The 25,202-nt window shown below is 67.1% G+C and carries 24 protein-coding genes and 1 pseudogene; 13 read left to right on the forward strand and 12 right to left on the reverse strand.

Annotated features, from left to right (window positions below; translation table 11 throughout):
- Positions 1-124 precede the first annotated feature (124 nt).
- The 6 genes and pseudogenes from WKC72_RS34060 (at position 125) to lipA (ending at position 8,093) form a co-directional block, all read left to right on the forward strand.
- Positions 125-1,753, forward strand: coding sequence for an AMP-binding protein (locus WKC72_RS34060; protein WP_370180994.1), 1,629 nt, complete (start codon positions 125-127; stop codon positions 1,751-1,753).
- A gap of 288 nt (positions 1,754-2,041) precedes the next feature.
- Entirely contained in the window at positions 2,042-3,007 is a 966-nt protein-coding gene (locus WKC72_RS34065) for a thiamine pyrophosphate-dependent dehydrogenase E1 component subunit alpha (RefSeq protein ID WP_370180995.1), read from the forward strand.
- A gap of 14 nt (positions 3,008-3,021) precedes the next feature.
- Positions 3,022-4,051 (forward strand): annotated as a pseudogene (locus WKC72_RS34070) (alpha-ketoacid dehydrogenase subunit beta).
- A gap of 2 nt (positions 4,052-4,053) precedes the next feature.
- The gene (locus WKC72_RS34075) at positions 4,054-5,589 is read left to right on the forward strand and encodes a 2-oxo acid dehydrogenase subunit E2 (RefSeq protein ID WP_370180996.1); all 1,536 of its coding nucleotides are present in this window, start codon (positions 4,054-4,056) and stop codon (positions 5,587-5,589) included.
- Between the two features lie 9 nt (positions 5,590-5,598).
- Entirely contained in the window at positions 5,599-7,008 is a 1,410-nt protein-coding gene (gene lpdA, locus WKC72_RS34080; protein ID WP_370180997.1) for a dihydrolipoyl dehydrogenase, read from the forward strand.
- 68 nt (positions 7,009-7,076) lie between these two features.
- Positions 7,077-8,093, forward strand: a complete 1,017-nt coding sequence (lipA, locus tag WKC72_RS34085; RefSeq protein WP_370180998.1) for a lipoyl synthase — start codon at positions 7,077-7,079, stop codon at positions 8,091-8,093.
- Between the two features lie 54 nt (positions 8,094-8,147).
- On the opposite strand, the gene WKC72_RS34090 is transcribed toward lipA, so the two are convergent.
- Positions 8,148-9,350 carry a GAF domain-containing protein gene (locus WKC72_RS34090; protein ID WP_370180999.1) on the reverse strand — a complete coding sequence of 401 codons (1,203 nt, stop codon included), beginning with the start codon at positions 9,348-9,350 and terminating at the stop codon, positions 8,148-8,150.
- Positions 9,351-9,533: 183 nt separating this feature from the next.
- Between WKC72_RS34090 and WKC72_RS34095 the strand changes: the two genes are divergently transcribed.
- The gene (locus tag WKC72_RS34095; RefSeq protein WP_037233201.1) at positions 9,534-10,313 is read left to right on the forward strand and encodes an acetoin reductase; all 780 of its coding nucleotides are present in this window, start codon (positions 9,534-9,536) and stop codon (positions 10,311-10,313) included.
- A gap of 94 nt (positions 10,314-10,407) precedes the next feature.
- Positions 10,408-10,641, forward strand: a complete 234-nt coding sequence (locus tag WKC72_RS34100; protein ID WP_037233198.1) for a hypothetical protein — start codon at positions 10,408-10,410, stop codon at positions 10,639-10,641.
- Between the two features lie 78 nt (positions 10,642-10,719).
- Here WKC72_RS34100 and katG read toward each other — a convergent pair whose 3' ends face one another.
- From katG to WKC72_RS34130, 6 genes are all read right to left on the reverse strand, one after another.
- Complete coding sequence (katG, locus tag WKC72_RS34105; RefSeq protein ID WP_370181000.1) at positions 10,720-12,948, reverse strand: catalase/peroxidase HPI; 2,229 nt, start codon at positions 12,946-12,948, stop codon at positions 10,720-10,722.
- 36 nt (positions 12,949-12,984) lie between these two features.
- Positions 12,985-13,428, reverse strand: coding sequence for a Fur family transcriptional regulator (locus WKC72_RS34110; RefSeq protein WP_005243590.1), 444 nt, complete (start codon positions 13,426-13,428; stop codon positions 12,985-12,987).
- A gap of 115 nt (positions 13,429-13,543) precedes the next feature.
- Positions 13,544-14,404, reverse strand: coding sequence for a hypothetical protein (locus tag WKC72_RS34115; protein ID WP_370181001.1), 861 nt, complete (start codon positions 14,402-14,404; stop codon positions 13,544-13,546).
- A gap of 94 nt (positions 14,405-14,498) precedes the next feature.
- A complete protein-coding gene (locus WKC72_RS34120; protein ID WP_167344037.1) occupies positions 14,499-14,654 on the reverse strand; it encodes a hypothetical protein in 156 nt (51 codons plus the stop codon).
- Between the two features lie 55 nt (positions 14,655-14,709).
- Positions 14,710-15,378: a response regulator gene (locus tag WKC72_RS34125; RefSeq protein ID WP_370184621.1), complete on the reverse strand. Its 669-nt coding sequence runs from the start codon at positions 15,376-15,378 to the stop codon at positions 14,710-14,712.
- A gap of 17 nt (positions 15,379-15,395) precedes the next feature.
- Positions 15,396-16,736, reverse strand: a complete 1,341-nt coding sequence (locus WKC72_RS34130; RefSeq protein WP_370181002.1) for a sensor histidine kinase — start codon at positions 16,734-16,736, stop codon at positions 15,396-15,398.
- A 16-nt stretch (positions 16,737-16,752) separates the two neighbouring features.
- On the opposite strand from WKC72_RS34130, the gene WKC72_RS34135 reads away from it, so the two are divergent.
- The gene (locus WKC72_RS34135; protein ID WP_037233188.1) at positions 16,753-17,181 is read left to right on the forward strand and encodes a hypothetical protein; all 429 of its coding nucleotides are present in this window, start codon (positions 16,753-16,755) and stop codon (positions 17,179-17,181) included.
- A gap of 11 nt (positions 17,182-17,192) precedes the next feature.
- Here WKC72_RS34135 and WKC72_RS34140 read toward each other — a convergent pair whose 3' ends face one another.
- Positions 17,193-17,975: a TIM barrel protein gene (locus tag WKC72_RS34140; protein WP_370181003.1), complete on the reverse strand. Its 783-nt coding sequence runs from the start codon at positions 17,973-17,975 to the stop codon at positions 17,193-17,195.
- Between the two features lie 5 nt (positions 17,976-17,980).
- On the reverse strand, positions 17,981-19,036 hold the full coding sequence (locus WKC72_RS34145; RefSeq protein ID WP_370181004.1) for a Gfo/Idh/MocA family oxidoreductase: 1,056 nt from the start codon (positions 19,034-19,036) through the stop codon (positions 17,981-17,983).
- A gap of 188 nt (positions 19,037-19,224) precedes the next feature.
- Between WKC72_RS34145 and WKC72_RS34150 the strand changes: the two genes are divergently transcribed.
- Positions 19,225-20,205, forward strand: a complete 981-nt coding sequence (locus tag WKC72_RS34150; protein WP_370184623.1) for a LacI family DNA-binding transcriptional regulator — start codon at positions 19,225-19,227, stop codon at positions 20,203-20,205.
- A 45-nt stretch (positions 20,206-20,250) separates the two neighbouring features.
- On the opposite strand, the gene WKC72_RS34155 is transcribed toward WKC72_RS34150, so the two are convergent.
- The 3 genes from WKC72_RS34155 to WKC72_RS34165 all read right to left on the reverse strand — a co-directional run bounded on the left by WKC72_RS34155 (position 20,251) and on the right by WKC72_RS34165 (position 22,008).
- Complete coding sequence (locus tag WKC72_RS34155; protein WP_112298998.1) at positions 20,251-20,631, reverse strand: VOC family protein; 381 nt, start codon at positions 20,629-20,631, stop codon at positions 20,251-20,253.
- Positions 20,632-20,712: 81 nt separating this feature from the next.
- Entirely contained in the window at positions 20,713-21,078 is a 366-nt protein-coding gene (locus WKC72_RS34160) for a VOC family protein (protein ID WP_037233176.1), read from the reverse strand.
- A gap of 9 nt (positions 21,079-21,087) precedes the next feature.
- Positions 21,088-22,008: a LysR family transcriptional regulator gene (locus WKC72_RS34165; RefSeq protein ID WP_052033232.1), complete on the reverse strand. Its 921-nt coding sequence runs from the start codon at positions 22,006-22,008 to the stop codon at positions 21,088-21,090.
- Positions 22,009-22,131: 123 nt separating this feature from the next.
- On the opposite strand from WKC72_RS34165, the gene WKC72_RS34170 reads away from it, so the two are divergent.
- The 3 genes from WKC72_RS34170 (at position 22,132) to WKC72_RS34180 (ending at position 25,198) form a co-directional block, all read left to right on the forward strand.
- Positions 22,132-23,442, forward strand: coding sequence for a CitMHS family transporter (locus WKC72_RS34170; RefSeq protein WP_370181005.1), 1,311 nt, complete (start codon positions 22,132-22,134; stop codon positions 23,440-23,442).
- A 65-nt stretch (positions 23,443-23,507) separates the two neighbouring features.
- Positions 23,508-24,881, forward strand: a complete 1,374-nt coding sequence (locus WKC72_RS34175; RefSeq protein ID WP_037233282.1) for an acyclic terpene utilization AtuA family protein — start codon at positions 23,508-23,510, stop codon at positions 24,879-24,881.
- Positions 24,878-25,198: a hypothetical protein gene (locus WKC72_RS34180; RefSeq protein ID WP_370181006.1), complete on the forward strand. Its 321-nt coding sequence runs from the start codon at positions 24,878-24,880 to the stop codon at positions 25,196-25,198. The genes WKC72_RS34175 and WKC72_RS34180 overlap by 4 nt, the downstream gene beginning before the upstream one ends.
- Positions 25,199-25,202: the final 4 nt, after the last annotated feature.

Here is a 25,202-nt window from a genome sequence, read left to right on the forward strand (position 1 = left end):
CTCTTCCTGCACCGCGCAGTCACACACGAGTTGAAACAGGCTCTCCTGCCGTCGATCACCCCTCATGCACAGTCGCGGGACCACACCCGATCAACCAGCAAGCGCCAAGGACACAGTGAGACATATGAATACATCAGCGAACCGAGCAACTGCCCGCGACAGTGCACCGTATGATCCGGAAGTGACCAGCCCCAGCCGGCACCTCACATGGACTGATCAAGTCGCTCGACACGCTGCGGTGAAGCCAGGCAGTGCTGCCATGCGGTATTCAGGTCGATCCCTGACGTGGTCCCAGTTGGACGGCCGGTCACGACAGTTGGCACAGTGGTTGAAACACCGAGGAATCGGTCGCGGTGACCGCGTGCTGTTCGCGATGTCGAACGGACCCGAGTTTCCGATTGCTCTGCTGTCGGTCCACCACCTGGGGGACATCGCCGTTCCGGTGAACTTCCGTCTCGCCCCACCGGAGGTGGAGTTCCTTGCGTCCGATGCGGCCGTGTCGGCCGTCATCGTCGATGACGATCTGCTTGCCCTGGTAGAACCCACCCTGCGGCGCCATCCCGATCTCCCCTACGTCGTGAACGGTGGCCGGAGCAGATCCGATGACCGATCGACACGGCTGGCCGACCTCACACCCGGCGACAGACCCCCTTCACCACTGCCTGGGCCGGCCTCGACGGGCGACGTCGCGGTCATCATGTACACCTCGGGAACCACAGGTCTGCCGAAGGGAGCAATGCTCAGCTTCGAGAACCTGCTTGCGGGCGCCGTCACGTCCATTCATATGAACCAGCTGTTCTCCGAGAACGCGGTTCGTCTTGTCACCACCCCCTTCTTTCACATAGCAGCAATGACCACGCTGCTCAGCAGTCTCACGATGGGGCAGACGTGTGTGATCAACCCCAGCGGCAACTTCGACGCGGAGACGTTCCTCGATCTGATCGAGACCGAAATGGTGAACAATGTATTCCTTGTGCCCACTCAATGGGAGATGGTGTGCGCCGCCGAGAGCCTGCCCTCGAGGAATCTCAGCCTCCGTACCGTGTCCTGGGGGGCCGCCCCTGCCTCGCAGCAACTCTTGCGCAAAATGGCGGAAGTTCTTCCCGGTGTCCGGATCGTATCGACCCTCGGCCAAACCGAGACGTCGGCAGTGACCACCTGGATTTCCGGTGACGAGTGGTTGAAACGACCCGGGTCGGTGGGCCGACCGGTCCCGACGGTGGCAGCCCGAGTCGTCGACGCCGACATGAACGACGTCCCGGTCGGTGCACCAGGGGAGATCGTCTACCGCGGTGCCGGGGTAATGCAGGGCTACTGGAATCGTCCGGCGGAGACCGAAGCCGCGTTCCACGGTGGGTGGTTCCACTCTGGCGACGTCGTCCACAGTGACGAGGACGGCTATTTCTACGTCGTGGATCGTCTCAAGGACATGATCATCTCCGGCGGAGAGAATATCTATCCGGCCGAACTCGAATCGGTCCTCGCCGAGCACCCCCGGATTCGTGAAGTAGCCGTTGTTGGCAAACCGCATCCGAAATGGGGAGAAACTCCGATCGCGTGCATCGTGCCGACAGACGACGATCCCGTGACACACCATGAGGTGGTCGCCTGGATCACCGCACGCCTGGCTTCATTCAAGAAGCCGTCCGAGACGATCAATCTCGATTCCCTACCTCGCAACGTGTCCGGCAAGGTCCGGAAGAACGTGCTTCGTGAGGTCGTCCAGTCCGGGGTCGGTGATCGCACATCGTGAGGTGACCAAGGCAATCCCGGCCGCCGATGAGCCTGGTGTCCCTCGCTGCTCGACTGCCTCTACGTCACCCTCCTCCCGACTACGAGTCGGCCGCCTCGCCGAGTTCGACGTGTTCGAGCCAGATCCGCTCCTGTTTCGCATCCACCGATCGACACATTGCAATCGGCTGCAACGTTTATTGCGCACGTCATATCTCCCTACATTCATGACCCGGGTTACACGAGGCACGAACCGTTCCGACGCGGGCCCCGACGTAGCCGGCGAAAACGTAGCAACCAAGGGAGTGCAATGGCGCTGAACAAGAACTCGTTACTGAGCGCGTATCGGAAGATGTCCGAGATCCGAGCGTTCGAAGACCGCCTCCACGAGGAGAACGCCACCGGCGACATCCCCGGATTCATCCACCTGTACTCCGGTCAGGAAGCCATTGCCGTCGGCGTGTGCGAGAACCTGCAGGACACCGATTACATCGGGTCCACCCACCGCGGCCACGGGCATTGCATCGCCAAGGGTTGCGACCTGCACGGGATGATGGCGGAGATCTTCGGCAAGGACGACGGCCTCTGCCACGGCAAGGGCGGCTCGATGCACATCGCCGACCTGTCGGTCGGCATGCTGGGAGCGAACGCCATCGTCGGCGGGGCACCCTCCCTGGCCATCGGTGCGGCGCTCAGCGCGAAGACACTACGAAACGGCGGCGTCGCGGCCTCGTTCACCGGCGACGGCGGTTCCAACCAGGGGACGGTCTTCGAAGCCATGAACATGGCTGTCGTGCTCGACCTTCCCATCGTCTTCGTCACCGAGAACAACGGATTCGGCGAGGCCACCGGACGGGACTACGCCGTCGGCGCACCCAGCATCGCCTCTCGCGCGGCGTCCTTCGGCATGCCTGCCATCACCGTCGACGGCACCGACTTCTTCGCCGTGTACGAGGCAACCCGTGAGGCCGTCGAGCGTGCCCGGATGGGAGGCGGCCCCACCTCGATCGAGGCGATCGCGTACCGCTGGCACGGACACTTCGAGGGTGACGCGCAGCTGTACCGCACCGCGGATCAGGTCGCGGAACTGCGCAAGACGAAGGACCCGCTGCTGAACTTCCGCAACCACCCGGACAGCAAGAAGGTGTCCGCGAAGGAACTCGACGCGATCGATTCCGACGCACGAGCCCGCGTGGACGATGCCGTCGCGAAGGCCCGGAAGGCCGAATACCCGCCGCTTGCAAACCTTCTGACCGACGTCTACGTGTCGTACTGAGAGTGAGAACAGAAATGACAACGTCGAAGACGACGTACCGCGAAGCAATCAAGGCCGCTCGCCCAGGAGATGGAACGCGACGCGACGGTAGTGCAGATCGGTGAAGATCTGCGTGGTGGTCAGGCGGGGACCAATCCGGAACTCGAGTCCGGAAAACTCGAGGCGTTCGGTGGTGTGCTGGGTGTGACCAAGGGCTTGTGGACAGAATTCGGTTCCGACCGGGTCATAGACACCCCGATCACCGAGTCCGCGATCATCGGCATGGCGGCCGGCGCCGCATTGACCGGACTGCGTCCGGTCGCCGAACTGATGTTCATGGACTTCTTCGGAGTCTGCTACGACGCGCTGTACAACCAGGCCGCGAAGTTCCGCTACATGTTCGGCGGGAAGGCCCGCACCCCACTCGTCGTGCGCGGCATGATCGGTGCCGGATTCTCGGCGGCGGCGCAGCATTCGCAGTCCCCGTACAACGTGTTCGCCGCGGTTCCCGGTCTCAAGGTGGTGGCCCCGTCCAACGCGTACGACGCCAAAGGTCTTCTCATCCAAGCCATTCGTGACGACGACCCCGTGGTGTTCTGCGAGCATAAGACTCTGTACGACCTCAGGGGCGAGGTGCCCGACGAGCCGTACACCATCCCGTTCGGTGTCGCCAACTACACCAGGGAGGGCACGGACGTCACGATCATCGCGCTGTCGGCGATGGTGAATGCCGCCAATACGGCCGCCGACAAACTTGCCACCGAGGGCATCTCCGTCGAAGTGGTCGACCCGCGGACCGTCTCACCCCTCGACGAGGAGGGCATCCTCGAATCCGTCGCGTCCACCGGGCGGGTGGTGATCGTCGACGAGTCCGCGGCACGATGCGGATTCGGCCACGATGTCGCCGCGCTGATCGCCACCAAGGCGTTCGGTTCGCTGAAGGCACCGATCGAGTTGGTCACCCCACCGCACACCCCGGTGCCGTTCTCCCCCGTGCTCGAACAGGCATGGCTTCCCAACGCGGCGCGCATCGAGGCCGCGGTACGCAAGGTGGTGACCGCCTGATCATGAGTGACATCAAATTGATCGAAGTTCCCAAATGGGGCCTGTCCATGGACGAGGGCACCGTCACCGAGTGGTTGATCGACGAAGGAACCCCTTTTTCGAAGGGCGATCTGATCTGCGAGATCGAGACCAGCAAGATCACCAACGAGTTGGAGGCGCCGTTCGACGGAGCGCTTCGTCGCATCGTCGCCGAGCGGGGTGTCACGTTGCCGGTGGGTGCGGTCCTGGCCGTATCGGCCGACGCGGCCGTTTCCGACGCCGAGATCGAGGAATTCCTGACCGGCATCGGAGCGGATTCCGTCCCCGCATCCGAGCCCGAGCGGTCGCCGGGTGGACAACCCACCCCCGCGGAACCGCGGGTGACACCCACCCCGCCGGCGCCGGCGGCACAGGAGCCGGCGAGGACGCCCGGCGCGACGACTGTCCCGGATTCGCTACGGGGACAGACGAAGGGTGACGTGTTCGCGACACCGCACTCCCGCCGATTGGCAGCCGAATTGTCGATCGACCTGGGCCGGGTGACCGGGACCGGTCGCGACGGCCGGATCTCCGTCGCGGATGTCCACGACGCGATTCGCTCAGCAGGTGGAACCGTCGCGGAAGCACCGTCTCCGACCCGATCGGGTGTGCCAGGACGCTCGTCCGACGACGACAGCGGAGTCGATGCGACGCCGGTGGCGCGTCGACTGGCGAAATCCCTCGGCATCAATCTGCACGATTGCCGGGCCACCGGTTCTCGGGGACGCGTCTGCGAGGCGGACGTCCGGGAAGCCGAACGGACGTTTCGGCTGCTTCCCGATCCGGTGGCGGCGTCGACGGGCGGAGCGGACACCCCACAGCACACGTCGCCCGAGTTCAAGACGATCCCGTTCAACTCGATGCGGAAGGCGATCGGTCAGCGTCTGCAGGAATCGAAACGCCACGCCCCGCACTTCCGGCTCACCGTGGACCTCGAGATCGACAATCTCCTCGCGCTCCGCAAGGAGATCAACGCGACCGTGCCCTCGGTCAAGCTGTCGGTCAACGACTTCGTCGTCAAGGCCTGCGCGGCGGCGCTGCGCAGGGTCCCCGACGTGAACGTCCAGTTCGACGAAGCGGCCCAGTCGGTGCTGAGATTCTCCGCCGCCGACATCTCGGTGGCCGTCGCCTTGCCGTCAGGTCTGATCACGCCAATCGTTCGCGGGGCGGAGAGTAAGAGCCTCGCCGAGATCTCCGGTGAGGTCCACGCATTGGTGACGAAGGCCAAGACCGGCAAGCTGACCCCCGAGGAGTTCCAGGGCGGCACGTTCACCATCTCGAACCTCGGCATGTTCGGTGTGCGTGAATTCGACGCGATCATCAACCCACCGCAAGGCGCAATCCTCGCCGTCGGTGCGGGGCAGCAACGGCCGGTCGTCGTCGATGGCCGGGTGGAGGCCCGCACGGTGCTGACCGTGACGCTCTCCTGCGACCACCGGGTGATCGACGGCGCCCTCGGCGCGACGTTCCTGCAGGAACTGCGGCGCTTCGTCGAGTCACCCGCGTTGATGCTGGTCTAGGGGGTATAGATGACTGACAAATACGATGTCCTGGTGATCGGAAGCGGCCCCGGCGGCTACGTCGCCGCGATCCGCGCCGCTCAGCGCGGACTCCGCACCGCGGTGATCGAACGGGACCGGCTCGGCGGTATCTGCCTCAACTGGGGTTGCATTCCCACCAAGGCGCTGCTGCACGGCGCCGACGTTGCCCACACGCTGGCAAATCTGCGTCCCTTCGGATTCTCCACCAGCGGTGTGGAATTCGACATGGCACAACTGGTCGAGTTCAGCCGTGGGGTGTCGGGCCGGTTGTCCGACGGCATCGGATATCTGATGAAGAAGAACGGTATCGACGTGATCACCGGCACCGCACGCCTGACCGGAAAGGGTGTGGTGGGGGTTCGGGACAGCTCCGACTCGGCGTCGCCGCTCACCGAGTACCGGGCCGACCACATCATCCTGGCCACGGGTGCGCGCCCGCGGTCGGTGCCCGGGGTGACCCCGGACGGCGATCGGGTCTGGACCTACTTCGACGCACTGGTTCCTCAGGACCTTCCGAAGTCGTTGCTGGTCATCGGTTCCGGTGCGATCGGTGTCGAGTTCGCCAGCCTCTACCACGATCTGGGCAGTGAGGTCACGCTCGTCGAGCTGGCGCCGCAGATCATGCCCGTCGAGGATGCCGCGGTGGCCGGCCACGTGCGACGGCAGTTCGAGAAGCGCGGCATCGAGATCCACACCGGCGCATCGGTGTCCGAACTCACCGTCGGCGCGGACTCCGTATCCGTGACGGTGAGATCGGCGGACGGAACCCTCGAACAGCGTGTCGTGGAGCGGGTTCTCGTCGCAGCCGGCATCCAGGGCAACGTCGAGGATTTGGGGCTCGAGGACCTCGGCGTCGAGGTCGACCGCGGTTTCGTCACCACCGACCAGTGGTGCCGCACCACCGCATTCGGGGTCTACGCCATCGGTGACGTCGCAGGAGGCCCGTGCCTCGCTCACAAGGCCGGCCACGAAGGTGTGCTGTGTGTCGACAAGCTGGCGGGCACCCCGCACGTGAGACCGCTGGACAAGGATTATGTCCCCGGGTGCACGTACTCGAGACCCCAGGTCGCCAGCCTCGGCCTCACCGAGGACCAGGCGCGGGCGACCGGTCGTTCCCTGCAGATCGGGCAGTTCGATCTGCAGGCCTCCGGCAAGGCGCTCGCCATCGGTGAAGCGGACGGGTTCGTCAAGACCATCTTCGACGCCGACAGCGGCGAACTGCTGGGCGCCCACATGGTCGGTCCCGATGTCACCGAGCAGATCCAGGGCTTCGGCATCGCCCGATCCCTGGAGGCCACCGGTGACGATCTCGCGGAAGTGATCTTCGCGCACCCGACGCTGTCCGAGGCAATGCACGAATCGGTCCTGGCCGCGCTGGGTCGCCCTATCAACATGTAGCAATCCCGCCGAGCCGTGGTCGCCCTCCGGCACCACGGTTCGGCGGACCACCACCCAGGAATCGACACGTGACTGCCACACCAGGAACATCGTCCGACGCCGCGCAGGCCCCGCCCAGCCGGAAGCTGCTTCGACTGGAGATCCGGAATGCGGAGACTCCGATCGAACGCAAACCGAACTGGATCAAGACGAGAGCGAAGATGGGCTCGGAATACTCCGAGCTCAAAAGCCTCGTCAAGCGCGAGGGTTTGCACACCGTCTGCGAAGAAGCCGGCTGCCCCAACATCTACGAATGCTGGGAAGACCGCGAGGCAACCTTCCTCATCGGCGGTGAACAATGCACCCGCCGCTGCGACTTCTGCCAGATCGACACCGGCAAACCCGACGACCTCGACCGCGACGAACCCCGCCGCGTCGCCGAATCCGTCCAGGCGATGGGACTGCGCTACTCCACCATCACCGGCGTCGCCCGCGACGACCTCCCCGACGGCGGCGCCTGGCTCTACGCCGAAACCGTCCGCCTGATCCACCAGCTCAACCCCGGCACCGGCGTCGAACTGCTCATCCCCGATTTCAACGCCAAACCCGACCAGCTCGCCGAGGTGTTCTCCACCCGCCCCGAGGTGCTCGCCCACAACGTCGAAACCGTCCCCCGCATCTTCAAGCGGATCCGGCCCGCGTTCCGCTACCAGCGCAGCCTCGACGTGATCACCGCCGCCCGCGAGGACGACCTCGTCACCAAGTCCAACCTCATCCTCGGCATGGGCGAAACCCCCGACGAGGTCACCCAGGCCCTGCACGACCTGCACGACGCCGGCTGCGACATCATCACCATCACCCAGTACCTGCGCCCCTCCCCCCGCCACCACCCCGTCGAACGGTGGGTCAAGCCCGAGGAGTTCGTCGCGCATTCCAAGACGGCCGAGGAGATCGGGTTCGCCGGCGTCATGGCCGGACCCCTCGTCCGCTCCTCCTACCGCGCCGGCCGCCTCTACGCACAGGCGATGGCCCACCACGGCCGCGAACTCGCGGACCCGCTCACTCACCTCTCAGCCGTCGGACCCGACAGGAGCGTCGGCCCGTGATCAACGATTCGGGTCATCGGCGCTGCGTCAGCCACCTCGATCCGGAGCTTCGCGTCAATCGATGACACGCACGTCGACGCCGTCCGCAAACCGATACGGATGGGTGGACAGAACGGGGCCGAGACTCTTCCGGAGCCGGGAGATCTCGGCACGGACGGCCACCACGTGGTCGCGGTCACCGAACATCGCCACACTCAGTGACGCGGCATCGATTCCAGCGGAACCGGTTTCGGTCAGCAGTCGCAGGATCTGCGCGTGGCGGGGCGAGAGCGCTCGGGTCCAGCTCGTGTCGCCTCGCACCGTTGCGCGCGGGGTGTCACCGAGATCGAGTTCCACTGCGATGGCCGTCCGCCTGCCCCCGCGTCGCACCAGCCAGCCGTCGCCGAGCGGTTCCGGCATGCACAACCCCAACCCAGGCACGAGCAGCGGCGTGCCGGGGCACGGGGGTGCCACCCGCTCGGGGACGGCGAGGCCGCGGGCGTCGGCGACCCAACCGTGCCGGTCGACCACAAGGGCCGGACCGGCGGTCGCCCCGAGCACCGGTGCGGCATGACCTCGCAGCTTCTCCAGAGTGATCGTGTGTTCCTGCCACAGCGTGGCTTCGGCCAACCGGACCGCCGTCTGCACCAGTGCCACCGTCGTCGGATGCACCGACATCGCCGAGCCACTGATGTCGACCACGCCGAGCACCTCGCCGCTCCGTGGATCGTGCACCGGAGACCCCGTGCACGACCACCCGCAGTGCGACCGTGCGTAGTGCTCGGCCGAGAACAGCTGCACGGGAGCATTTTCCACCAACGCTGTTCCGATGGAGTTCGTGCCCACCGCCCCCTCGGACCACCGGGCGCCCTCCATGAACCCCAGCGCGTCCGCGGCCTTCCGCACCCCGCGTGCCCCCTCCCGCCACAGCACCACCCCGTCGGCGTCTGCGATCACCACGATGAAGTTCGCGTCTTCCGCCACCAGGGTCAACGTGTTGCGAAGCTCCGGGAGGACCGATCGCAGGGCAGTACGCGTGCGCCGGGCCTCGACCTCGGCGTAGTCGGCGAGCACCACGTCCTCGCAGCGGTCGGGGCTGATCCCGTCCGCCTGCAGCCGCGACCACGACCGGCCGACGACGTCGCGCGGTTGCGCGGGCGGTTGCCGACCCGACAGCACGGCCTCGTGCACTTGACTCAACAACCTCGCGTGCCGGGGCAGATCGACGCCGGAGCCGACAGCGGGAAGGCGGTGTCGAACCGAACCGGTGGTACTCACCCGGCCGAGCCTACCGCTGCTACGGGCACCGAACCAAGGGCCGGATTCCGGTCATTTCCATTGGGAGCAAACGCAATCGACAACGAGTCAAGTCGCATTGCAACCGAGTGCAACCCTTGCAGACCCGCCGTCGATGATGCTTGGCTCTCCTGTGAGGACGGTCACAATGGACAGGAGTCACGGATGAGCATCAAGGGCAAAGTCGCGTTGATCACCGGCGCGGGCCAAGGCATCGGACGCGCGATCGCGTTGCGACTGGCGTCGGACGGCGCCGACATCTCGCTCGTCGACGTCAACGGCGACCGGGTCGATGCGGTGGCCGACGAGGTCCGGGCCGTGGGCGCGAAGGCGATCTCACTGGTCGCCGACGTGACGGACCGCGATCAGGTGCAGACCGCTGTCGACCGGACCGAGCGCGAGCTGGGCGGCTTCGACATCATCGTCAACAACGCGGGAATCGCCCAGGTCAACCCGATCGCCGACGTGACACCCGAGGAGGTCTCACGGATCCTCGCCGTGAACGTCGAAGGCGTGCTGTGGGGAATCCAGGTCGGGGCAGCCAAGTTCCGGGAACTCGGACATGGTGGAAAGATCATCAACGCGTCGTCGATCGCCGGCCACGAGGGTTTCCCGATGCTCGGCGTGTACTCGGCGACCAAGTTCGCGGTCCGCGGACTCACCCAGGCCGCGGCCAAGGAGTACGCATCCGACGGCATCACCGTCAACGCCTACTGCCCCGGCGTCGTCGGCACCGACATGTGGGTCACGATCGACGAGCGTTTCGCGGCCCTCACCGGCGCGCCGAAGGGTGCCACGTTCGACAAGTTCGTCGGCGGCATCGCTCTCGGCCGCGCGCAGACGCCCGAGGACGTCGCGGCGTACGTGTCGTATCTGGCCGGACCCGATTCCGACTACATGACCGGGCAGGCGGGACTGATCGACGGCGGCCTGGTGTACCGATAGGCCGCCGCTCGACGCCCGGGTTTCATACGCGGATCCGCGGGTAGACAGACGTAGTGGTGATGCGACAGCGCGTCCGGGGATGAATAGGGCAGCCATGAACGTCGAGGACCTCGTCAAACGCACCGCGCGGTTGCGTACCGATCTGCAAGCGCTCGAAGACCGGATCAAGGAGTTGACCGACGCGTTCGACCTACTCGACAGCACGACCGCCGGCGCTTCGCGGGAACAGGTGATCGACAGCCTCAGCGACGCCCGACTCGACCTGAGCACCGCGGACAGGCACCTCGAGACCGCGGTCCGTAACGCCGAGAAACTGTCGACCAACTGAACCCGGCACCCGGCGAGTATCAACTTGCGGGTGCCGGGCCAGGTCAGGGTTGATCGGCCCTGTACCGGTCAACCGTCATCAGTCGAGGTCGAACCGGTCGAGGTTCATCACCTTGTTCCAGGCAGAAACGAAGTCCTGCACGAACTTCTGCTGCGCATCGTCGGTGGCATACACCTCGGCGAGAGCGCGCAGCTGCGAGTTCGAACCGAACACGAGATCGACGGCGGTGGCGGTCCACTTGGCGTCACCCGTCACACGGTCGGTGCCTTCGTAGACGTTCTCGGCCGAGGCCGCTCCCTTCCACTGCGTACCCATGTCGAGGAGGTTGACGAAGAAGTCGTTGGTCAACGCCTCCGGCCGGTCGGTGAAGACGCCGTGCTTCGTCTGGCCGAAGTTGGCGTTCAGTGCACGCAGGCCACCGACGAGAACGGTCATTTCCGGAGCGGTCAGGTTCAACATGTAGGCCCGGTCGACCAGAAGTGCCTCGGCAGGCAACTTCTCTCCCTCTCGGAGGTAGTTGCGGAACCCGTCGGCCCTCGGCTCGAGTACGGCGAACGACTCCACATCGGTCTGCTCCTGTGTGGCGTCGGTACGACCCGGCGTGAACGGGACCGTGACGTCTTGGCCGGCGTTCTTCGCCGCCTTCTCGACCGCCGCGGCGCCGGCGAGCACGATCAGGTCCGCGAGCGACACCTTTACCCCGCCGGACTGCGACGAGTTGAAGTCCTGCTGGATCTGTTCGAGGGCCTGCAGGACCGTCGCCAGCTCAGTGGGGTTGTTGATCTCCCAATCCTTCTGCGGCGCAAGCCGGATTCGCGCCCCGTTGGCGCCGCCACGCATGTCGGTGCTGCGGTGGGTCGCTGCCGACGCCCAGGCGGTCGACACCAGCTGGGAGATGGACAGGCCCGAGTCGAGGATCTTGCCCTTGAGCGCGGCGATCTCGCTGTCACCGATCAGCTGGTGATCGACTGCGGGGACCGGGTCCTGCCACAGCTGCGCCTCCGGAACCCACGGGCCGAGGTAGCGCGTGACGGGCCCCATGTCGCGGTGCAGCAGCTTGTACCACGCCTTGGCGAACTCCTCGGCGAACTCCTCCGGGTGATCGAGCCAACGCCGGGTGATCTTCTCGTAGGCCGGGTCGATGCGCAGGGAGAGGTCCGTGGTCAGCATCGTGGGAGCACGCCCCGCCGACGAATCGAACGGGTCGGGGATCGTGCCCGCGCCTGCGCCGTCCTTCGCGGTCCACTGCCAGGCACCCGCGGGACTCTTGGTCAGCTCCCACTCGTAGCCGTACAGGACTTCGAGGAAGCTGTTGTCCCACTTCGTCGGCGTGGGGGTCCACACGACCTCGAGACCACTGGTGATCGCGTCCTTGCCCACGCCGGTACCGTAGGCACTCTTCCAGCCCAGGCCCTGCTGCTCGATCGGGGCGCCTTCCGGTTCCGGACCGACCAGGTCGGCGTCGCCTGCGCCGTGAGTCTTGCCGAAGGTGTGGCCGCCTGCGATCAGCGCGGCGGTTTCCACGTCGTTCATCGCCATGCGGCCGAACGTCTCCCGGATGTCGCGGGCGGCTGCCAGCGGATCCGGCTGGCCATTCGGCCCCTCCGGGTTCACGTAGATGAGACCCATCTGCACCGCCCCGAGCGGACCCGAGAGTTCGCGATCGCCGCTGTAGCGCTCGTCGCCCAGCCAGGTGTCCTCGGGACCCCAGTACATCTCCTCGGGCTCCCAGATGTCCTCGCGGCCGAATCCGAACCCGAAGGTCTTGAATCCCATCGACTCCAGGGCACAGTTGCCGACGAAGACGAGGAGGTCCGCCCAGGAAATCTGCTTGCCGTACTTCTGCTTCACCGGCCAGAGCAGCCGGCGGGCCTTGTCGAGGCTCGCGTTGTCGGGCCAGCTGTTGAGGGGGGCGAAACGCTGGGCGCCCTGACCGCCACCGCCGCGACCGTCCGCGATGCGGTAGGTGCCGGCGGCGTGCCAGCTCAGCCGGATGAAGAGGCCGCCGTAGTGGCCGTAGTCGGCGGGCCACCAGTCCTGCGAGGTCGTCATCAGATCGATGACGTCGCGCTTGAGTGCCTCGACGTCGAGCTTGGCGAACTCCTCGGCGTAGACGAAGTCCTCGCCCATCGGGTTCGACTTGGACGTATGGGCGTGCAACACCGACAGCTCCGGCTGGTTCGGCCACCAGTCGCGGTTCGATCTCGGGCGGTTCGCCGCCGGAGTGGGAGACGGGATTACGGGGTTTTCACTTTCACTGGTGCTCTGAGTGTTTCCCTCATGAGCGACCGGGCAGCTATCGGACACAACATTCCTTCCGGGAGAGACCAAATTGGGCTGTGGTCATGGGTTCGATCGAGAAGTCTGTGATGTCGAGCAGTCGGGGCACAGACCCCAGTAGATGACCTCGGCCTCCTCGACGAGGAAACCGTTGTCGTCGGACGCGGTCAGACAGGGTGCCTCGCCGACGGCACAGTCGACGTCCGCAATGACCCCACACGACCGGCAGATGACGTGGTGGTGATTGTCTCCGACCCGCGACTCGTAACGAGCAACGGAGCCGGGCGGCTGAATCCGCCGCACCAGTCCCACAGCGGTCACTGCGTGCAGCACGTCGTACACGGCCTGCCGGGACACCCCTTCCAGAACGGTGCGCACCGCTCCGAAAATCGTCTCCGTGTCAGCGTGTGGACGCGCGTGCACGGCCTCCAACACCGCGACCCGCGGGCGGGTCACGCGAAGCTCAGCCCCGCGCAGCAGCGCTGCGTAATCCGGCATCGACGGCACCCACCCACTATGACTTACTTTTCTGGACTCAGCCAAGACTTTGCGGAAAACAATTTGCCGTGACTCCGACTCACGCATAACCTCGGGTCGGCTGCCCGCGGCTCCGGCAAACCCTTCAGGGAAGCTCGAAGGTGACGACGACCGAGGGCACCGAATCCGGCGCAGACAGTCCGATGGTGCCGCCCGACGGCACGAGGGAAAGTCCGCCGCCTCCGCCTCCCGGCGGCTCGTCCGCCTCGCCGGTGCCGCCGATCCGTCCCCCGGCGGCACCTCCACCACCGCCGTACCAGCCGGCTCTGCCTCCACCCCCGGCTCCGATGCCGTCACCGACAGCTTCCGGGAGCGTCGCCCCGGAACTTCCTGCGCTGCCGCCGTATCCGAGACCACCGGCAAGCCCCGCCGGGCTGGTCCCGTCGGATCCGAACACGGTCTGTCCGCCGCCCTCCGCGAACGAGCCGTAGCCCGCCGGGGTCGCGCCGCCGCGCGCCCCGGCTCCCGGCGTTCCCGCGTCGCCGCCCGGCGACACCTGCCCGCTCGCGGTCGATGCGCCGCCGCCTCCCCCGGCCGCGATGACCAGCGGCAGGTCGATATGATGCGGAACCAGCACGCTCGACCTTCCGGTATCGAGGAGGACGGACGAAAGACCGCCCCCGTCACCGCCGTTGACGTTCGGCGGAGTGGTGTTGCGGCAGTCGGTGGTGCCGCCGCTGCCCCCGCCGCCCTCGACCTGCGTCAGAGCGTCCGACCCGCCGCCGTGACCGTTCTCGCCGACCCGGACGTACACCGTCGATCCCGGAACGAGCCACGCGTCACCACCGACGACCGCTCCCCTGCCACCGGGAGCGACCGTGCCGCAACAGCTGTCACCGCCGCGACCGCCGACCGCCTCGATGTGCACCTTCCAGACGCCGTCGGGAATCGTCAACGGCACACCGTGGATACCGCGCTTCGACTCCAACCGCGCACGGAATCTCACGCAAAATCCTTCGATACGACACGGCCGCAACGTGACTGGGCCGCCGGCCGGGAGACTCGATTCGTTGGCCGGATGTGCGACCTCGTGCGGGCCGTCAGTACCAGTACTGTCGTCCGCCCACCTTGCGGCCCCGCAATCCGACGAGCAGGAGAACGAGACCGACGACGCCGACGACGAGGCCCGCGATCCACAGTGACGAGATCTTGACGACCAAGCCGATGACGATGAGAACCACACCGATTGCGATCATGATCGATTCCTTCGTGGGGGGTGAACGAATAGTAAACGCAGAATGCGGCCCGGCGTCAGGAAACGCGTTCCGGCCCGGTGTCGCCCGGGGAGACGATGCCGTGATCGAAGGCGTACACGATGGCGGCCGCGCGGTCGCGGAGATCGAGTTTGAGGAAGATGTGCCCGACGTGGCTCTTCACCGTCACGCCCGAGATCCCCAGCTCCCGCCCGATCTCACTGTTGCTGTGCCCACGCCCGATGAGCGCGAACACATCGAGTTCCCGCGCGGTCAACTCGGAGAGGCGGCTCCGGCCCCCGTCGGACGACGGGGCGACGGTGCGGTACGTGGCGAGAACGCGTCCCGTCACTGCGGGGTCGAGGCAGGCGCCGCCCTCGGCGACGGTACGTACGGCACGAATCAGGTCCTCGGCCGGCGAATCCTTGAGGATGAACCCCGCCGCACCTGCGCGGAGCGATCCGGACAGCAATTCGTCGTCGTCGAACGTGGTGAGCACCAGCACCGGCGGCGGCGCAGCGCCCGACCGGAGATCGCGGGTCGCGCGAATGCCGTCGACTTTCTTCATCCGGAGGTCCATGAGCACGACGTCCGGGGTGTGCTCGGCCACCGCGCCCGGCACCTCCGAGCCGTCGGCGCATTCACCGACGATCACGAAACCGTCCTTTCGCCGCAGGATCCGGCGCAGCCCCGACCGCACCAGTTCCTGGTCGTCGACCAGCAGCACCCTGATCTCCGGGCCCGTCACGACAGCCCCGGGATGTGACGGAGGATCGCCGGCCGGCAGGAGTCCCGGGGCAACGGAACCGCGGCGTGCACCGACCATCCCCTGCCGTCCGGACCGGCGCGGAGCTTGCCGCCGAGCAGCGCGGCGCGCTCGCGCATGCCCCGCAGACCGGAACCGGGTGAGCCGTTCGGTGGGGCTACCCGACCTCGGGTCGGGTTGCGGATCTCCAGGATCACACGTTCCGGCTCGATCGTGAGCCGGATGTCGGCGCTCGCACCGGGTGCATGTTTGGCGACGTTCGCCAGCGACTCCTGCGTGATGCGGTAGATGCCGAGTCCGACCGTGCCGGTCACCGCGGAGAGGTCTCCGCGCATGTCGAAGGCCACCGGCAGACCCGCACGGCGGAAGTCGTCGATCAGATCGGGAAGATCGGCGGCACTCGGCTCGGGACGGGTGCCGGCCGGGCCTGCGTCGAGCAACCCGACGGTACGCCGGATGTCGGCCATCGCCTGCCGCCCGAGTCGCTCGGCGTCGGAGAGCGCATCCACCGCGTCGTCGACGTCGCGGTCCTGCTCGAGCGCGCGACGGGCCGCGGTCAGATGCAGCAGCGTGATGCTCAGCGAGTGGGCGATGACGTCGTGAACCTCGCGAGCGATTCGCTGGCGCTCACGTGTGGCGGCCTGCTCGGATTGGATCGCCTTCGAGGCCCGCTCCTGGTGAAGGAGGCGCAACTGCGTGAGCATCAGGTAACCGAAGGCCCAGCCCAGCACGACGCCGGCGAGAGCGTACGGCGCACCGTCGAGTCGGCCCGTCAGTGCAAACGCAGACAGGACTGCCATCGCGGCGGCCAAGGTGGCGAGGCTGACGGCCAGTGACGCCGTTGCCGCGACCTCGGCGGTCAGGATCACCAGGATGAGCGGAGCGAAGTCGAACGCGGTGTCGGGCTGCTGCAGGAGCAACAGTGCGGCCGCCGCGATGACGACGACGGCCAGGAACGGACGCGGAAGCACCACCCCCGGTCTGATCATGTCTCCCGCAACGGGGGTCACCGCGGCGACCAGGCCACACAGCAGGACCCACCCCGGCGGAACGAAGCCGTCGCGTTGCGCGACAGCGGCACCGGCGATGACGACGACGGCGATGTGCGCGAACACCGGCACAGCGAGCGGATAGTCGTACTCACTCTCCGCCACGCGTCGACGAAAAAATGTCGTCACCTGCACACGACCAGCGTAGGCGAAGACCCACCCGCACCGCGTCGTCTCCGGAGCGGAGACCCCCTCCGCCCACGGTAGGAGACGAGAACGCGACCGTGACACGGCGAAACCGCTGCCGCGGATCCGTAGCGTTGCCGTCATCAACGGAACTACGGAGGTGGCCGAGATGTCGTGGAACGATTTCCGTGCACGCCGGGCGGTACTGGAAGAGATCCTGGCGCGGGCGCACGTCGACCCCGTGCCGGCGTTGCGGTTCGGCGAAGTACCCGGCGCGATCGAGCTTTTCGGCTCGGCGGACAACATCCTGCTCGCACTTCAGCACCGCTGGAGCAACCACCTCGCGGCCCGCCTCGACCAGGCGGTCGAGGATGGCACCCCCTTGAATGCGGCGTGGCGGGCGTTGGCCGCCGAGCAACCGGCGTTGCGCGCGCTCCTCGACACCGCGGCCGCCTCTTCCCTGCTGTTGCGCGGGTCCCAGCGCGCGGAGCAGCGGATGATCGAGGCCCACCACACCGGACGTCTGTCCGGCCACGCGATCGAGCAGCGGCCGATCGGCGCGCGAACGCCGACGATGACCCACGTGTGACTGGCGGACTGCTACGGCCGCCCGAATGCCGCCTCGAACGCGTCGAGCGCGTCGTCCGGATCGTTCTTCGCCCACCCTTCGAGTCCGACGACGCCGGTATAGCCGATGTCGCGGAGGGCGGCGGCGACAGCCGGGTAGTGGATTTCGCCGGTTCCGGGTTCGCAGCGTCCCGGGACGTCGGCGACCTGGATCTCCCCGATGTAGGGCAGCGCCTTTCGGACGAGTTCGATGAGGTTTCCCTCGCCGATCTGGGCGTGATAGAGGTCGAGATTCATGCGCAGGTGGGGGCTGTCGACCGCCTGGACGAGAGCGAGAGTGTCGGCCGCGGTCGCGAACGGGGTGCCGGGATGATCGACGGCGAGGTTGAGGTTCTCGAGCGTGAACACCCGCCCCGCCTGTTCGCCGAGTTCGGCGATCTTCCGCAGGGTGCCGGCGGCGGTGAGCCACATTGCGGGCGTGACCGTTTCGACCGGCCGGACCGGCAGTCCCCGGTTGTCGAGTCCGGTTCCGTGCAGGTTCAATCGCGGGCAGTCGAGCCGTTTCGCGACGTCGAGGGACTGCTGCGCCGTGGTGAGCAGCGCCTCGATGCCGTCGGGTTCGGTGAGGTCGCCCTCCAGATAGCCGGTCATCGAGGAGAATTCGGCACCGCTGGCGGCGAGCGCGTCGATGTCCTTGGTGGACCAGTCCCAGATCTCGACCTGCAGTCCGCGTTCGGCGATGCGGTGCACGCGGTCCAGGAACGGCAGGTCGAGGTAGAGCATTTCGGCGCTGGCAGCGAGCGCGTACGTGGCCATCGGCGTCACCGGTCCAGGTCGACGGCGGTGCCGGTCTCTACGCTGCGGATGGCGGCGAGTGCGATCGACAGCGCGGTGCGGGCGTCCTGACCTGCGACGACGGCCGGTGTGTGAGTGCGGATCGCGTCGACGAAAGCGGTCAGTTCCCCCACGTACGCGGAGTGCAGGAGGTCGGTGTCGCGGCGCGCGGTGTCGGCGTGCAGCCCGTCGGGTCCGTAATAGGTCATGTCGGTGCTGAGCCCGCTGCCTGCGGTGACCATGCCGCCGGAGCCGAATACCTCGGCGCGCACGTCGTATCCGTACAGCGCGCTGAAGCTTGCCTCCGCGGTGGCGATGGCACCGTTGTCGAATTGGACGGTCACCACCGCGGTGTCGAGGTGACCCGCGCTCTTGGCGTCCGGTCGCACCAGGGCGTCGGCGACCGCCTGCACCCGCACCGGGCGTGCGCCGGGGTTGAGGAAGCAGAGAGTGTCGAAGTCGTGAATGAGCGTTTCCAGGAAGATCGTCCACTGCGGAACCCGTGCCGGGTCGGCGGTATACGGTCCGGGATCGCGGGTCAGGGAACGCAGCAGGTGCGGGGTCCCGACCTTCTGCGCGTCGATCGCGGCGCGGGCGGCGGCGAACCCGGGGGCGAATCGGCGATTGAAGCCGACCTGCAGGACGATGCCGGCGTCGGCGGCCGCCGCGATGGCGCGGTCGGCGTCGTCGAGAGTGACTGCCATCGGCTTCTCGACGAACACGTGCTTGCCGGCGGCCGCGGCCGCGACGACCAGGTCCGTATGACTCCGCGCGGGGGCGGTGACCAGCACCGCATCGACCTCGTCGCTGGTGAGGACGTCGTCGACGATCGTGGTGGCGAGCGGCGCCCCCAACGTGGTGGCGAGACGCTGCGCGGACTCGCCGACAGGATCGCTGACTGCGACGAGCGACGCCCACGGGACCAGGCGGGCCACGATCTCCGCGTGATTCGAGCCGATGCGTCCGGCACCGATCGTCGCGATGCGGACCGGGGGGGAAGCAGGCGCCGTCGGGTGGACGGTTGCGGCTTCGGTGAGTGACATGGGTGCGCTCCAGTGCAGAGGAAGGGTGGAGGTCGAGGCGAACTAGTACGTTCTAGTTTCAGACCGTAGATCTCGTGCGATCATTGGTCAAGAGCAGCTTCGAGCGGAACAGCGCGGGGCCCGGGAAGACAGGAGCCGTGCACGTGGTCGAACCGGTGGCGGGATCGACCGGTGGCGCCCGCCCGACGATGGGCGACGTCGCGCGCGCGGCAGGAGTCTCCACAGCGCTCGTCTCGATCGTGATGCGCGGCGTCCCCGGCGCCAGCGAGGCCACTCGCAGGCGGGTGCTCGACATCGCCGACGAGATGGGCTACGTCCCCGATCGTCGCGCACAGAAACTGCGCCAGGCCAGTTCCCGATTGCTCGGAGTCGTATTCGAACTGCAGCAGCCGTTCCACGGCGATCTCGTCGAACAGATCTACGCGGCGGCCACCCGCCGGGGTTACGACGTGATGCTCAGCGCGGTTGCCCCGAGTCGCGCCGAGAAGGTCGCCGTCCAGGCGCTCATGCGCGAGCGCTGCGAGGCCGCGATCCTCCTCGGCACCCGGTTCGACACCGATGAACTCGGCGCGCTGGCCGACCGCGTGCCCGCCCTCGTCGTGGCGCGCGCAAGCGGCCTGCCCGGAGTCGGTGCCGTACGGGGCGACGACGTCGCAGGCATCACCCTGGCCGTCGACCATCTCACCGAGCTCGGGCACCGGAACATCGCCCACATCGACGGCGCCGACGCTCCCGGCGGCGCCGACCGGCGGGCCGGCTTCCTGGCCGCGATGGACCGGCACGGACTGTCGGCTTCGGCTACGGTTGTGGCCGGCGGTACGACGGAAACCGAAGGCGCAGAAGGCATGCACACACTTCTGGAGATGACCACTCCCCCGACCGCCGTCGTCGCCTTCAACGACCGGTGCGCGACCGGCGTACTCGACCTACTGGTCCGCCGTGGCCGGGACGTGCCCGCGGACATCTCCGTCGTGGGCTACGACGACTCCCGCCTAGCGAGGATTCCGCACGTGCAGATGACGACGATCTCGCAGGACGCCACGCACATGGCCGAGGCCGCCGTCGACGGAGCGCTGGCTCAGATCGCCGGCGACAAGGCGATCGACCTCGTGCTCGCGCCGCACCTCGTCCGCCGCGCGACCACCGGCCCTGTCGCACAACACGACTGAGGTCAGGAGCCTGCGTAACTGGTGTCGAGATGCGACCGATGAGCATCAGAGTGGGCCCAAGCGGGCCCTGAGCAGGCAGAACTCATTGCCTTCGGGGTCGGCCAGGACATGCCACTGCTCCTGCCCCGTCTGGCCGATGTCGGCCGGGCGCGCACCGAGCTTCAGAAGGCGGTCGAGCTCGGCGTCCTGATCGCGGTCGGTGGCGTTGACGTCGATGTGCAGCCGGGATTTCCCCTTCTCCGGATCATCCCTGCGACTGAGGATGATCGTCGGCTGCGGACCGCCGAACCCTTCGCGCGGTCCGATCTCCAGCGATCCGTCGTCCTCGCGATCGAGCACGACGAAGTCGAGGACCTCGCACCAGAACCGCGCCAGCACCTCAGGGTCGCGGCAGCCGAGCACGAGCTCACTGATACGACATGCCATGAGCGACACCTGCTCTCAGCACGGCCGTTGGCCATGCAGTAGGGAAACCGTTTTCGAGACACGACATAGATCTGCCGGATACTAGGCCGACGACCAGACACCGAGTTCGTTGCCACTCGGATCGGTGAAGTGGAAGCGGCGCCCGCCGGGAAAGTCGTACGGGCCGTTGACGACGGTGCCACCCGCCGCCCGCACCGCATCCACCGAAGCGTCGAGATCCACCGAGTACAGCAACACCAGCGGTCCGCCTGCCGGTTTCCGTTCCGGCACCTGCAGCAGGCCGCCGACCTCCTCACCGTCCGCACCGACGATGCCCGCGTACTGCGGGCCGTAGGAGTTGAACTCCCAGCCGAATGCCGAGCGGTAGAACGCTTCCGCGTCCGCGAGGTCCGTGACCGACAACTCCACGTAGTTCAGTCGATGATGATCTGGGGCAGAAGGTGACATGCCGGAACTCTAGCCGGAATCGGCTCCTCGATCAGGAGTTCGGTCGGCGAGAAGCATGTTCACGAAACCGCGGGTGCTCGCCGTCTGGGGTCGGCCGGCGACCTGGACGAGTGAAATGGTGCGTTCGACCGTCGGCTGCAGCGGTATGTGGACGAGACCGGCGAACGAGATCATGGGAAGCACGAGTTCGGGTACCGCGGTGACACCGAGCCCGGCCGCCGCCAATCCCGCTACCGCGCCGATGTTCTGAGCCTGCATGATGGGCCCGAGTTCGATGCGTGCATCCTCGACGGCGCGTCGGACGGGCGCCGCGATACTGCTCTCGGGTCCGAACGCGATGAACGGCTGTCCGGCGAGGTCCGACCACCGCAGTACCGGCCGATCGGCGAACGGATGCGTCGGCGCGACGGCGCAATAGAAGGAGTCGCTCGTCAGGACGTCCTGTTGCAGTCCGGGCAGAAGCCCCGAGGTGGTGACCAGGGCGAGGTCGACCGTGCCCGAGTACACGGCGTCGAGAACCTCCTGACGTAGTCCGTCCCGTATCTGGAGCCGCACGTCGGGGTGCTGCTCGCGGAAGCTCACCACGTAGGGAGGAAGGAACGTCGCCGCGAGCGAGGGCAGGCAGGCCACCGTCACGATTCCGCGGTCACCGGTGACGAATCGTTCGATCTGCGTGAGCCCGTCGTCGAAGTCGTGGAGCATCCGCCGGGCGTGCTCGATGATCTCGTGCCCGTGCGTGGTCAGCTCGACGCGGCGAGTGGTGCGTTCGAACAGCGTGACGTCGAGTCTGCGCTCGGCCTCGGCGACCGAGCGGCTCAGCGAGGACTGAGACACGTCGAGTGCGTGTGCCGCCGCGGTGAAGCTCGCGTAGTCGGCGATGGCGACGATGCTCCTCAGGTGTGAAATCCCGAGATTGATGCTCATGCGCATCAGTATGGCCGGTATCCATGCGCGATCGATTCATGACTTGAACTCATGAATCAATCGTTCATTGATATTTGACGCACATTTGTGAGGCGCGCGACACTGAGACTTCATTTCGAAGGAGGTCACATGGTTGCCGTGCTCGGGTTCGCCACCATCGCTTGTTTCCTGGCGCTCGCGTTCAGCCGACGAGTCTCGGTGCTCGTCGCACTGATCCTCGTTCCCGTCGCGTTCGCAATCGTGGGCGGATGGGCACCGGACCTCGGGGAGATGGTCGGCGACGGCCTGCTGAAGGTCGCGCCCGTCGCCATCATGATCGCCTTCGCCGTCCTGTATTTCAGCCTGATGGTCGACGTGGGACTGTTCGACCCGGCGATCCGCCGGATCGTCCGGTGGGCAGGGGGCAATCCCACCAAGATCGCCGTCGGAACCGCGGTGCTGACCCTGCTCGTCGCGCTCGACGGCGACGGAACCTCGACCTTCCTGATCACCATTTCGGCGTTGCTGCCCATCTACCAGAAACTCGGGATGCGCCCGGTCGTGCTGACCGGGATCGTGTGCCTGGCTGCGGGACTGATGAACATGATTCCGTGGGGCGGACCGACCGTCCGCGCCATGGCCGCGCTCGACCTGACCAGCGCCGACATCTTCACGCCGGTCCTGCCCGCGATGGGCGCCGGAATCCTGTGGGTCCTGTTCGCCGCCTACATGATCGGCCGCACGGAACGTAAACGGCTCGGCGTCACCGAGCTGGCATCTCCCGGCGGCGGTGGTCCCGGCACGCCGCACGTCTCCGACGCGCCGGTGCGCACCGGACGCCAACGGGCGGTGATGGCGTTCAATACCGTGCTCACCCTCGTTCTGATCGTGATCCTGCTGTTCCAGCTCGTGCCGCTGGAGGTGGCCTTCGCCATCGCATTCGCACTTGCGCTCGCCGTCAACCGCCCGAAGTGGGACGACCAGCAGGCCCTGTTCGCGAAGCACGGCGGCAACGTCACCATGGTGGTGGCGATGATCCTCGCGGCAGGCGTGCTCACCGGAATCCTCAACGGCACCGGGATGATCACCGCGATGGCGCAGACCTTCGTCTCCTGGATTCCGCAGTCCGCCGGCTCCCTGATCCCCGTCATCACCGCCGTCACGTCGATGCCGCTCAGTCTGGTCTTCACCCCGGACGCCTACTACTTCGGCGTCGTCCCGGTGCTCGCGGAAACCACGGCATCGTTCGGAGGCGACCCCGCGGAGATCGGCCGCGCCGCCATCCTCGGTCAGATGACCACCGGATTCCCGCTCAGCCCGCTGACCGCGGCGACGTTCATCCTGATCGGGCTGAGCAAGGTGGACCTCGGCAAGCACCAGCGGTTCATCTTCGGCTGGGCCTTCGGGACCACGATCGTGATGACCGTCGTGGCGCTGCTCACCGGAGCCATCTCACTGTGATCGGCCGCGACCACCGCAGGCCGGCCCACCCACCACACGTCGAACAAGCAAAGGACTTCGAGCCCGTGACACCATCGAGCACCCGCGACAGAGCCTCGCGGAGCGTGCGACTCGGCGCCGGATCCGGGTTCTCCGGGGACCGCATCGACCCCGCCGAGAAACTCGCCCGGCACGCCGGCCTCGACTACCTGATCTTCGAATGCCTCGGTGAACGCACCGTCGCCGCCGGCAACGCGCGCCGTCTCGAGAACCCGGACCAAGGCTACGATCCGCTCCTCGCCGCGCGCATGCGCGCGGTTCTCCCGCACACGCTCGCGTCCGGGACCACGGTGATCACCAATGCCGGTGCGGCGAACCCTCTCGCCGCTGCCGACCTGGTCGCCGGCATCGCGTCCCGGTCCGCCGACCGGCAGGTGCGCGTCGCCGCCATCACGGGCGACGCGGTGCTCGAGCAGGTGCTACGCCACGACCCCGTCGTGTGGGAGACCGGGAAACGCCTGGCGGAGCACGACGAGGAACTCGTCTCCGCGAACGCGTACATCGGGGCGGAGGCCGTGACCCCCGCGCTCGAACTGGACGCCGACGTCGTCGTCACCGGACGTCTGGCCGACCCCTCCCTCTACGTCGCCCCGCTCGCCCACCATTTCGGGTGGGACCTGGCCGATCACGACACCATCGGCGCCGCAACCGCGATCGGGCACCTGCTCGAGTGCGCCGGACAACTCACGGGTGGGTACTACGCGGATCCCGTCACCAAACCGGTGAAGGGCATGGCCGATCTCGGCTTCCCGTTCGCCGACGTCCTCGCCGACGGATCGGCGACATTCGGCAAGCTCGACGGATCCGGCGGCATTCTCACCGAACGAACCTGCGCCGAGCAACTGCTGTACGAGGTGGGAGATCCCACCTCGTATCTGACCCCGGACGTCACCGCGGACTTCGGCAACGTGTCGTTCACCAGCGTCGGACCCGACCGGGTCGCCATCGCCGGTGCGACGGGGCGCCCCCGCCCGCAGCAGCTGAAGGTCACCCTCGGCTTCCGCGGCGGCTGGCTCGGTGAGGGGCAGATCAGCTACGCGGGCCCACGTGCCTACCCCCGCGCCCGGCTCGCCGCGGACATCGTGACCGAACGACTCGTCGACGTGCACGGTTTCACCGAGGACGCCGTCTCCGTCGAATACATCGGCGCCGGTGCCGCTTTCCGCGGCCTCGACACGGACACCGATGCGCACGAGGTGCGACTGCGGGTCACCGCCCGCGCACGCACCCGCGAGGAGGCCGACCTCGTCGGCTGGGAGGTGGAAAGCCTGTACACCAACGGGCCGGCCGGCGGCGGCGGCGCCCGGCGGTCGTCGACCGAGGTGCTCGCGATCCGCTCGTGCACCCTCCCCCGCGATCTCGTGCCCACCCGGGTGCATCTCACGGAGGTGACGAAATGACCACGCCTGCAACTGCCCAGAAGATCGACGCACTCGCCGACGTTCGTGCCGGCGACAAGGGAGACACCCTCATCGTCGCCGTGCTGGCCCGCGACGACGCCGCCTACCGCCATCTCGCGCTGAGACTGACCGCGGACGTCGTCGCCGCCCATTACGGTGCACTGATCACCGGCCCGGCCCGGCGCACGTGCCAGCCGAACCTGATGGCGATGGTGTTCGAGTTGCCCGGCGTCCTCGGCGGCGGCGTCACGGGTTCACCCGCACTCGACGGACACGGCAAGACGCTGAGCTATCACCTGCTGAGTCTCGAAATCTGACGCG

Origin of the sequence: Rhodococcus wratislaviensis, from assembly GCF_041228765.1 — a bacterium.
Classification (GTDB): Bacteria; Actinomycetota; Actinomycetes; order Mycobacteriales; family Mycobacteriaceae; genus Rhodococcus_F; species Rhodococcus_F wratislaviensis.